This is a genomic window from Noviherbaspirillum galbum (genome assembly GCF_010974945.1).
Lineage (GTDB): Bacteria > Pseudomonadota > Gammaproteobacteria > Burkholderiales > Burkholderiaceae_D > Noviherbaspirillum > Noviherbaspirillum galbum.
Genome location: NZ_JAAIVB010000023.1, coordinates 1 through 10588 on the forward strand (window position 1 = coordinate 1; position 10588 = coordinate 10588).

Consider the following 10588-nt stretch of genomic DNA (forward strand, 5'->3'; position numbering starts at 1 on the left):
GCCGGTGCGGGCGCAGCGGCAGCGGGCGCAGGCGCAGCGGCGGCCTGGGGCGCGGGCGCCGCCGGGGCCGACGCGGACGCGCCCGCGCTTTCCTCGAGCATCAGCACTAGCGTGCCTTCCGACACCTTGTCGCCGACCTTGACCTTGACTTCCTTGACCACGCCGGCGTGGCTGGAGGGAATCTCCATGCTCGCCTTGTCGGACTCGACGGTGATCAGCGACTGGTCGACGGCGATCGTGTCGCCCGGCTTGACCATCAGCTCGATGACCTCCACTTCCTTGAAGTCGCCGATATCGGGGACCTTGACTTCAACCATGCTCATTTTTTTTGCTCCGTTGTTCTTGGTCTACCGAGGTAGCGGGTAAAGCGATCAGTCCTGTTTCCTTCGTCCCCTCCCCTTCAAGGGGAGGGTCAGGGTGGGGATGGGTTTCGGTTGCGCTTAAAGAACTTCCTTTAGGTGCTGAAGAAACCCATCCCCATCCCAGCCTTCCCCTTAAAGGGGAAGGAGCACGGCAGGCGATGCAACCCGTTTATGTCGGAGAGATTGTTGTTCTCTGATTCGGCGATTACAGCGTCGGCGGATACGGCCGGTTCGGATCGATGCCGTACTTGGCGATGGCTTGCGCCACCACCGAGTTCTCGATCACGCCGTCCTCCGCCAGCGCCTTCAGCGCCGCCACGGTCACGTAATACCTGTTGACTTCGAAGAACTCGCGCAGTTTCGCGCGGCTGTCCGAGCGGCCGAAGCCGTCGGTGCCCAGCACCTTGTAGTTGCGTCCCTTCGGGATGTAGGCGCGGATCTGTTCGGCGAAGAGGCGCATGTAGTCGCTGGTCGCCACCACCGGGCCGGAGCTGCCTTGCAGCATCCTGGCCACGTGCGACTGGCGCGGCGCCTCGGTCGGATGCAGCAGGTTCCAGCGCTCGGTTTCCTGGCCGTCGCGCGCCAGCAGCGTGAACGACGGCGCGGAGAACACGTCGGCCGCAACGCCCCAGTCGTCGCGCAGGAGCTCGGCGGCGAAGATGGCTTCGCGCAGGATGGTGCCGGAACCCATGAGCTGCACGCGCATCTTGGCGTTCTTGTCGCCTTCCTGCAGCAGGTACATGCCCTTGAGGATGTCCTGCTCGGTGCCGGGCTTGAGGCCGGGATGTGCGTAGTTCTCGTTCATCAGGGTGATGTAGTAGAACACGTCTTCCTGCTTCTCGACCATGCGCTTGAGGCCGTCATGGATGATGACCGCGACTTCGTGGGCGAAGGTCGGATCGTAGGGCACGCAGTTGGGGATGGTGGCCGCGAACACATGGCTGTGGCCGTCCTCGTGCTGCAGGCCTTCGCCATTGAGCGTGGTGCGTCCAGCGGTGCCGCCGAGCAGGAAGCCGCGGGCGCGCATGTCGCCGGCCGCCCAGGCCAGGTCGCCGACGCGCTGCAGGCCGAACATCGAGTAGAAGATGTAGAACGGTATCATCACGCGGTTGTTCGTCGAGTACGAGGTCGCCGCGGCGATCCAGGAACTCATCGCGCCCGCTTCGTTGATGCCTTCCTGCAGGATCTGGCCGGCCTTGTCCTCGCGGTAGTACATCACCTGGTCCTTATCGACCGGTTCATACAGCTGGCCCTGCTGGTTGAAGATGCCGATCTGGCGGAACAGGCCTTCCATGCCGAAGGTGCGCGCCTCGTCGACGAGGATGGGCACCACGCGCTTGCCGAGGCTCTGGTCGCGCAGCAGCGCGGTGATGATGCGCACGTAGGACTGGGTGGTGGAGATCTCGCGGCCTTCGGCGGTCGGGTCGAGCACCGCCTGGAAAGCGCTGATGTCGGGCACCGCGAGCTGCTCGTCGGCCTTGGCGCGGCGCTGCGGCAGGTAGCCGCCGAGCGCCTGGCGGCGTTCCTGCAGGTACTTCATTTCGGGCGCATCGTCGGACGGCTTGAAGAAGGGAATCTCGGCCAGCTTGTCGTCGGGGATGGGGATATTGAAGCGGTCGCGCATCTCGCGGATGGCCTGGTCGTCCAGCTTCTTGGTCTGGTGCGCGGTGTTGCGCGCCTCGCCGGACTTGCCCATGCCGAAGCCCTTGATGGTCTTGACCAGCAGCACCGTCGGCTGGCCCTTGTGTTCCTGCGCGTTCTTGAAGGCGGCGTAGATCTTGTGCGGGTCGTGGCCGCCGCGGTTGAGGCGCCAGATGTCATCGTCGGACATCTTCGACACCAGTTCGAGCAGCTTGGGATGCTTGCCGAAGAAGTGCTTGCGCACGTAGGCGCCATCTTTGGCCTTGTAGTTCTGGTACTCGCCGTCCACGGTTTCCATCATCACGCGCTGCAGGATGCCTTCCTTGTCGCGCGACAGCAGTTCGTCCCAGTAGCCGCCCCAGATGACCTTGACCACGTTCCAGCCGGCGCCGCGGAAGTCGGCTTCCAGTTCCTGGATGATCTTGCCGTTGCCGCGCACCGGGCCGTCGAGGCGCTGCAGGTTGCAGTTGACCACGAACACCAGGTTGTCGAGCTTCTCGCGTCCGGCCATGCCGATCGCGCCCATCGATTCCGGCTCGTCCATCTCGCCGTCGCCGCAGAAGGTCCAGACCTTGCGCGGGGCAGTGTCGGCGATGCCGCGGGCGTGCAGGTACTTGAGGAAGCGCGCCTGATAGATCGCCATGAGCGGGCCGAGGCCCATCGATACCGTCGGGAACTGCCAGAAATGCGGCATCAGCTTCGGGTGCGGATAGGAAGAGAGCCCCTTGCCGTCGACCTCACGGCGGAAGTTGAGCATCTGTTCCTCGGTCAGGCGGCCTTCGAGATAGGCGCGGGCATAGATGCCGGGCGAGGAGTGGCCCTGGATGTAGAGCAGGTCGCCGCCGTGGCTTTCGGAGGGCGCGTGCCAGAAATGATTGAAGCCGATGCCCAGCATGTTGGCGAGCGAGGCGAAGCTGGAGATGTGGCCGCCGAGGTCGCCGTCGGCGCGGTTGGTCTTGACCACCATCGCCATGGCGTTCCAGCGCATCCAGGAGCGCAGCCGCTCCTCGTATTCGAGATTGCCGGGACAGTGTTCGCCGAGATGGGCGGGAATGGTGTTGACGTACGCGGTGTTGCTGGAAAACGGAATGTGCGCGCCGCGGCGGCGAGCCAGGTCCACCATGCGCTCCATCAGGTAGTGGGCACGCTCAGGGCCTTCGGTTTCGATCACGGCTTCGAGGGCGTCGAGCCACTCCTGCGTTTCCATGACATCGGGGTCGTTGGCGGCTTGCGCCAACACTTGGTCGAGCTGGGCGGACATGTAACGTGTCTCCTTGGTGAATGGACTCCGGCCAGGGGCAGGACCGGGATTTTTTTGACAAGAAATCGCCGTGATGGTGCGCGGTGAAAAGATTCTAACAGCACTTTTTCAACTTTTCAAATTACGGTACGCCTTTTTATAATGTGAAATATGGCTGACGCACCGCAGCATCCAGCCGCTTCACCGGCAAGGCCGACTTTCCTCCCGCCCCGCGCCCTCGCCTTATAATCACGTTTTCTTCCAGTTTCCCACCGACCTTTTTGCGTTTTCTCAGACTCCATGACTGCTCAACTCATCAACGGCAATCTCCTTTCCCAGACCATCCGGGCCGACGTCGCCAAGCGGGCCGCCGCGCTGACCGCCCGGGGACGGCAACCCGGCCTGGCGGTGGTGCTGGTCGGCGACAATCCGGCGTCCCAGGTCTACGTGCGCAACAAGGTCAAGGCCTGCGAGGACAACGGCTTGCATTCCGTCATGGAAAAATACGACGGCGACATGACCGAAGCCGCGCTGCTGGCGCGCATCGACGCCCTCAACAAGGATCCGAAGATCCACGGCATCCTGGTGCAGCTTCCCTTGCCGGCGCACATCGATGCGCATAAAGTGATCGAAGCGATCGCCCCTGAAAAGGACGTCGACGGCTTCCACGTCAGCAATGCCGGCCTGCTCATGACAGGCCAGCCGCTCTTCCGCCCCTGCACGCCTTATGGCGTGATGAAGATGCTGGAATCCATCGATTACCCGGTGCGCGGGGCGAACGCGGTGGTGGTGGGCGCGTCCAACATCGTCGGCAAGCCGCAGGCGATGCTGCTCTTGCAAGCCGGCGCGACCGTTACCATCTGCAATTCCAAGACCCGGGATCTCGGCGCGCATACCCGCCGGGCTGATATCCTCGTGGTTGCCACCGGCAAGCGCAATCTCGTCACCGCCGACATGGTCAAGCCGGGCGCCGTCGTCATCGACGTCGGCATGAACCGCGATGACAACGGCAAGCTGTGCGGCGACGTTGATTTCGAAAAGACGAAGGAAGTCGCCGGCTGGATCACCCCGGTCCCCGGCGGGGTCGGTCCGATGACGATTACGATGCTCCTCGTCAACACCATTGAAGCCGCTGAAAGAACCTGAGAGAGCCTGACGCATGACTGATGCCCTGAACGCGATGAGCGCCAATCCCTTGCTGGACTTTTCCGATCTCCCCCGCTTCGACGCCGTCAGGCCGGAGCATGTCGCGCCCGCGATCGATGCGCTGCTGGCGGAGAACCGCGCCGTGGTTTCGCGCCTGGAAGCGCCGATGGCATCCGTCGGCTGGGACAATTTCGTCGAGCCGCTGGAGGACAGCACCGAGCGCCTGGCGCGCGCCTGGGGCGTGGTCGGCCACCTCAACGCCGTGATGGACACGCCCGAGCTGCGCGCCGCCTACAATGAAAACCAGCCCAAGGTCACCGAGTTCTGGACCGAGCTGGGCCAAAACCTGAACCTCTTCCAGAAGTACAAGGCATTGCACGGCAGCCCGGAGTTCGGCACGCTGACGCCGGCCCGCAAGAAGATCGTCGAGAACGCGCTGCGCGACTTCCGCCTCGGCGGGGCCGACCTGCCCGACGACAAGAAGCGCCGCTTCGCCGAGATCCAGGAAAGGCAGGCCGCGCTGTCCACGCGGTTTTCCGAGAACGTGCTCGACGCCACCAATGACTACAAGCTGCACGTCACTAACGAGGCCGACCTCGCCGGCCTTCCCGAAGACGCGAAGCAAGCCGCGCGTTCCCTCGCCGAGAAGGAAGGCAAGCAAGGCTATCTGTTCACGCTGCACTTCCCTTCCTATTTCCCCATCCTGCAATACGCCGACAACCGCGGCCTGCGCGAAACCATCTACCGCGCCAACGTCACGCGCGCGTCCGAAGCGGGCAAGCCGGAATGGGACAACACCCAGAATATCGTCGAGATCCTGAAGCTGCGCGATGAAGAAGCGCATCTGCTCGGGTTCAAGAACTTCGCCGAAGTGTCGCTGGTGTCGAAGATGGCCGAGTCGCCGGAACATGTGATCGGTTTCCTCGAAGACATGGCAAGGCGCGCCCGTCCCTTCGCCGAAAAGGACCTCGGCGAACTGCGCGCCTTCGCCCGCGCCGAGCTCGGCCTCGACACGCTCGAATCCTGGGACGTGGCCTATGCCTCGGAAAAGCTGCGCGAGCAGCGCTATGCCTTCTCGGAGCAGGAACTCAAGCAATACTTCCCCGAGCCGAAGGTCGTCGAAGGCCTGTTCCGCGTGATCCAGTCGCTGTTCTCGGTCCAGATCCGCCCGGACAGCGCGCCGGTCTGGCACCAGGACGTGAAGTTCTTCCGCATCGAGAAGGATAGCGAGCTGATCGGCCAGTTCTACCTCGACCTGTATGCCCGCAGCGGCAAGCGCGGCGGCGCATGGATGGACGATGCCCGCACCCGCCGCCGCCGCGGTGCGGCGCTGCAGACGCCGGTGGCCTACCTGACCTGCAATTTCAGCGCGCCGGTCGGCGGCAAGCCGGCGGTGTTCACGCACGACGAAGTCATCACGCTGTTCCATGAATTCGGCCACGGCCTGCATCACATGCTGACCCGCATCGAAGACCTCGGCGTATCCGGCATCGCCGGCGTCGAGTGGGACGCGGTGGAACTGCCGTCGCAGTTCATGGAAAACTTCTGCTGGGAATGGGACGTGCTGCAGCACATGACGTCGCACGTCGATACCGGCGCGTCGCTGCCGCGGCCGCTGTTCGACAAGATGATCGCCGCCAAGAACTTCCAGGCCGGCCTGCAGACCCTGCGCCAGGTGGAATTCGCGCTGTTCGACATGCGCCTGCACCACGACTACGACGTCAATGGCGCGAAGACCGTGCAGCAGGTGCTGGACGAAGTCCGCGGCGCGGTGGCGGTGCTGGTCCCGCCGTCCTTCAACCGCTTCCAGAATTCCTTCAGCCACATCTTCGCCGGCGGCTACTCTGCGGGCTACTACAGCTACAAGTGGGCCGAAGTGCTGTCCGCCGATGCCTATGGCGCTTTCGAGGAAGCCGGCGCGGCGGAAGGCAACGTGCTGTCGTCGCAGACCGGCCGCCGCTTCCTGGATGAAATCCTGTCCATGGGCGGTTCCCGCCCCGCGCTCGAATCCTTCAAGGCATTCCGCGGACGGGAGCCGAGCATCGACGCCCTGCTGCGCCACAACGGCATGGTCGCCGCCTGACCCGGACCGCTACAACAGGACTCACATGAAGCACGCCAAGCATTACGTTTCCCTCGCCTCCCGCCTCGCGCTGCTGGGCGCCGGACTGCTCCTCGCCGCCGGCGCGCAGGCCCAGCTCTACAAGTGGGTCGGCCCGGACGGCAAGGTGACCTACAGCGACACGCCGCCGCCGCCCAGTGCCAAGCGCGTCGAGACGAAGGCATTTTCCTCCGACGACATCAACACCGGCGACCTGCCCTACGAACTGGCCGAGGCGGTGCGCGCCAACCCGGTCACGCTCTATACCGGGAAGAATTGCGCGCCCTGCGACGACGGCCGCAAGATGCTGCAGGAACGCGGCATTCCCTTCCGTGAAAAGACCGTCAGCAGCAACGACGACGTGGACTACCTGCGCAAGATCGCCGGCGACAACAACGTGCCCCTGCTGCTGGTGGGACGGCGCAAGGAAAGCGGCTTCCAGCGCGGCACCTGGAATACCCTGCTGAGCAGCGCCGGCTATCCCGACAGCAGCCGCCTGCCGAAAGGCTGGCGCGCGCCGTCCGCCGAAGCGGCCGCGCCCAAGCCCGCCGTGCCCGAGAAGAAGGAAGATGCCCGCAACGATGCGGCGCCCGCGCGCGAACTGCCGCCCGCCACCGGCAATGCGCCGCCCGGCTTCCGCTTCTGAGATACGGATGGATCATGGGACCGACCAGGACCACGGCCGCGCACTGACATGAGCAACGCCAACGACATGACGCGCATCGACTTCCACAGCAACGTGCCGGACATGATGGATTACGCCTGCCGCCTCGTCCGCAAGGCGCGCGCCGCGGACCGGCGCGTCGTCATCCTCGCCAGGGACCGCGCGGACATGAACGCCATCGACGAACGCCTGTGGACCTTCGCCGACCGCTCCTTCCTGCCGCACGTCGCGGCGGATGATGCGCTGGCGGCATCGACGCCGGTCATCCTCGCCGACAGCGACGACACCGAGTTGCCGCACCACGACGTGCTCGTCAACCTTTCCGGCCGCACGCCCGCGCATTTCGCCCGCTTCGACCGGATGGTGGAAATCGTCGCGTCCGGCGCGCAGGAAACGCTGGCCGGCCGCGAGCGCTACCGCTTCTACCAGCAGCGCGGCTATCCCCTCAATCACTTCCCCTACGACGCGGACAAGGCATGAGCAATCCCCCGCAGGACGCCGGCATCCCGGTCCTCACAGAAATCATACCGGCCACGGCCACGGCCGCGCCAGTGCCGGCGGCCGCGCCTTCCACCACGCCGGCCGCCTCTTCCGCGCCGCTGACGGAAGAGCATGACGCGGAACCCGTTCCGGATGCCGCGAGGGCCGCGGCGGAAGACGAGCGCTGGGAACGGCTCGAACGGGAGGTCCGCGAAAAGGTGCTTTACCAGCTTCTGGAACGCATCGATTTCGTGCTTGAACAACGCGTGCGCGACAGCCTGGCCGACGTGCTGCAGACCGCCGTGGAAAAGCTCGCCTCCGAGATCCAGGGCGGATTGCAGGTGGCCATGAAAGACATGGTGACGCGCGCGGTGGCGCAGGAAATTACCAGACTGCAAGCAACGAAAAAGTAAAAGAATCGCGCGGATTTTTTGCTGAATGCTCAGAATTTCCCGCCAGTCGTCCGAATCGGCAAAAAAATCACTCGTGATTGCCTACCCGGGAAATCGATAACTTTTTACAATGCGGTCAATACTTCACGGAGCATCGCATGAAAGTCATCGTTTTAGGCGCAGGCATCATCGGCACGTCATCGGCCTGGTTCCTGCGCAAGGCCGGCCATGACGTCACCGTCATCGAGCGCCAGCCCGGTCCCGCCCAGGAAACCAGCTTCGCCAACGGCGGCCAGATTTCCGTCTCGCACGCCGAACCCTGGGCCAATCCGTCGGCGCCGCTCAAGGTCCTGAAGTGGCTGGGCCAGGAAGACGCCCCGCTGCTTTATCGTTTCCGGCCGGAGATGCTGCAATGGCGCTGGGCCCTGCGGTTCCTGCGCGAATGCACGCCGGGCCGCACCGCCTACAATATCCGCCAGATCGTCGCGATCTGCGAGTACAGCCGCCAGACGCTTCAGGCCGTGCGCGCCGAAACCGGCATCCGCTACGACGCGCTCACGCGCGGCATCCTCCACTTCTATACCGACGAAAAGGAATTCCAGGCGTCCCTGCCCGCCGCGAAGCTGATGCGCGACCTCGGCTGTCCGCGCCAGTCCATCGGACCGGACGAAGTGGTCCGCATTGAACCGGCGCTGGCAGGCATGCGCGGCCGTATCGCCGGCGGCGACTACACCGAAACGGATGAATCCGGCGACGTCTACCAGTTCACCACCGGCCTCGCGTCGGCATCCGCCGCGGCCGGCGTGGAATTCCGCTTCCAGACCAGCGTGACGCGCCTGCTGACCGAAGGCAGCGGCGCTTCCGCGCGCGTGACCGGCGTCGAAGTCATCGATGGCGAAGGCCGCCACCAGGTGCTGCGCGCCGATGCCTTCGTGGTGGCGCTCGGCAGTTTCTCCACGCCCCTGCTCAAGCCGCTCGGCATCGACCTGATGGTGTATCCGGGCAAGGGCTACTCGGCCACCTACGCCGTACGCGACGCCGACCTGGCGCCCACCGTCTCGCTGACGGACGACGGCTACAAGCTGGTGTTTTCTCGGCTTGGCGACAGGCTGCGCGTGGCCGGCACCTGCGAGCTCAATGGCTACACCCGCGAACTCAACGGCACGCGCTGCGACGCCATCACCCGGCGCACCAGTGAACTTTTCCCCGAGGCATGCGATTACGATCATCCGGTCTACTGGACCGGCCTGCGCCCGCTCACCCCGTCGAACGTTCCCTATATCGGCAAGAGCCGCATCGCCAACCTGTTTCTCAATACCGGCCATGGCACGCTCGGCTGGACCATGGGCTGCGGCTCGGGACGCGCCATCGCGGAGATCGTTTCCGGAAGACGGCCCGAGGTCGATTTCGCATTCACCGGCATGCAGCACGGCCAGGGCAAGTCCGCGTTTCACTCGCACCCGGCAAGGGCCTGAGCCGATATGAGCCGATATGAGTCGACTTGAGCTGATTTGAGCTTATCTGAATTGTCCTGAGAAAACGCGGAAACAGGCGCTTACAAAAAACCCCGGCATTGTCAGGCAATGCCGGGGTTTTTGTCATCCGCGATTCACAGGTCGCGTTAAGGAGGAAAGCTACTTCGCCACGCGCACCTGCAGTTCGGGGACCTTCTCGTCGAAGATGACGCGGGTGGCGAACTTGGCGCGCTTCATTGGAAAACGCGACTGGAAATGGCGCACGTTGCCGCTTCCCGAGATCACCCTTCTCACGAACTGATAATAGGCGTCCATGTCGATCACATGCACCACGAGGAAGTAATCATAGTCGCCGGAAACGAAGTAGCACTGCATGACCTCGGATTCTTTCGACATGCGCGCCTCGAATTCCTGCATGTGCTCGTCGGACTGGTTGTTGAGCGATACCTCGAGAAAGGCCAGCATGCCGTAACCGAGCGCGAACGGATCCACCATCGCGACGTCCGCACTGATGATGCCCCTCTCGCGCAGCTCGCGCACCCTCCTGAGGCAGGTCGGCTGAGAGATATGCACCTTTTCGGCGAGCACTCGAGTCGGCGTCTGATTGTCCTTCTGCAGAAGGTTCAGAAGCTTGCGATCGACCTTGTCGAGGGCATGGAATTTCGGCATATAAAAATTGAAGATTTTTTCAAAAAACCGCAGAAAATCTCTTTGCGATCCGTTTTTTATGTTGTACCGTCTGCCTGTTCAGATTTCTGAATAGATAGATAACATGTAGAGGGGCATGGCGGGAGCGGCGTCGTACCGCGACAGCGACCGGCCATGACTGGAGACACAAGGTGAGTGTTGCAGTAACCCTGTAATTTTTCAATCCTTAGGAGAATATTTTATGCAGTTCACGACAAAAATGATTCCGTTGGCTGGCGCACTGGCATTGGCGTTCGCGGGTGCAGCGTCGGCACAGGAACAGGTCGTCAAGATCGGCCACGTCGGCCCGATCTCCGGCGCCATCGCTCACTTGGGGAAAGATAACGAAAACGGCGCGCGCATGGCCATCGACGAGCTCAACGCCAAGGGCGTGACCATC

General features: G+C 63.5%; 9 protein-coding genes and 1 pseudogene. 7 read left to right on the forward strand and 3 right to left on the reverse strand.

The features are described from left to right. Both G3574_RS07725 and aceE read right to left on the reverse strand, forming a co-directional pair. Positions 1-323 (reverse strand): biotin/lipoyl-containing protein (locus G3574_RS07725; protein ID WP_328804759.1); only part of this gene is annotated, 323 nt, incomplete at its 3' end. Positions 324-567: 244 nt separating this feature from the next. Next, a complete protein-coding gene (gene aceE, locus G3574_RS07730; RefSeq protein ID WP_163961708.1) occupies positions 568-3264 on the reverse strand; it encodes a pyruvate dehydrogenase (acetyl-transferring), homodimeric type in 2697 nt (898 codons plus the stop codon). A 279-nt stretch (positions 3265-3543) separates the two neighbouring features. Here aceE and folD point away from each other — a divergent pair, with 279 nt between their 5' ends. The 6 genes from folD (at position 3544) to G3574_RS07760 (ending at position 9501) form a co-directional block, all read left to right on the forward strand. Then, on the forward strand, positions 3544-4389 hold the full coding sequence (folD, locus tag G3574_RS07735; RefSeq protein WP_163961710.1) for a bifunctional methylenetetrahydrofolate dehydrogenase/methenyltetrahydrofolate cyclohydrolase FolD: 846 nt from the start codon (positions 3544-3546) through the stop codon (positions 4387-4389). Between the two features lie 13 nt (positions 4390-4402). After that, positions 4403-6472, forward strand: coding sequence for a M3 family metallopeptidase (locus tag G3574_RS07740; protein ID WP_205609698.1), 2070 nt, complete (start codon positions 4403-4405; stop codon positions 6470-6472). Positions 6473-6497: 25 nt separating this feature from the next. Then, the gene (locus tag G3574_RS07745) at positions 6498-7136 is read left to right on the forward strand and encodes a glutaredoxin family protein (RefSeq protein WP_163961712.1); all 639 of its coding nucleotides are present in this window, start codon (positions 6498-6500) and stop codon (positions 7134-7136) included. Between the two features lie 66 nt (positions 7137-7202). Continuing rightward, positions 7203-7634, forward strand: a complete 432-nt coding sequence (locus G3574_RS07750; RefSeq protein WP_163961722.1) for a DNA polymerase III subunit chi — start codon at positions 7203-7205, stop codon at positions 7632-7634. Continuing rightward, positions 7631-8047: a hypothetical protein gene (locus G3574_RS07755; protein WP_163961714.1), complete on the forward strand. Its 417-nt coding sequence runs from the start codon at positions 7631-7633 to the stop codon at positions 8045-8047. Before G3574_RS07750 ends, G3574_RS07755 begins: the two co-directional genes overlap by 4 nt. A gap of 137 nt (positions 8048-8184) precedes the next feature. Beyond that, positions 8185-9501 carry a D-amino acid dehydrogenase gene (locus G3574_RS07760; RefSeq protein WP_163961716.1) on the forward strand — a complete coding sequence of 439 codons (1317 nt, stop codon included), beginning with the start codon at positions 8185-8187 and terminating at the stop codon, positions 9499-9501. A gap of 159 nt (positions 9502-9660) precedes the next feature. Here G3574_RS07760 and G3574_RS07765 read toward each other — a convergent pair whose 3' ends face one another. Continuing rightward, positions 9661-10170, reverse strand: coding sequence for an Lrp/AsnC family transcriptional regulator (locus G3574_RS07765; protein WP_163961718.1), 510 nt, complete (start codon positions 10168-10170; stop codon positions 9661-9663). A 220-nt stretch (positions 10171-10390) separates the two neighbouring features. Here G3574_RS07765 and G3574_RS07770 point away from each other — a divergent pair. Continuing rightward, a pseudogene (locus G3574_RS07770) lies at positions 10391-10588 on the forward strand (ABC transporter substrate-binding protein); the annotation flags it as partial.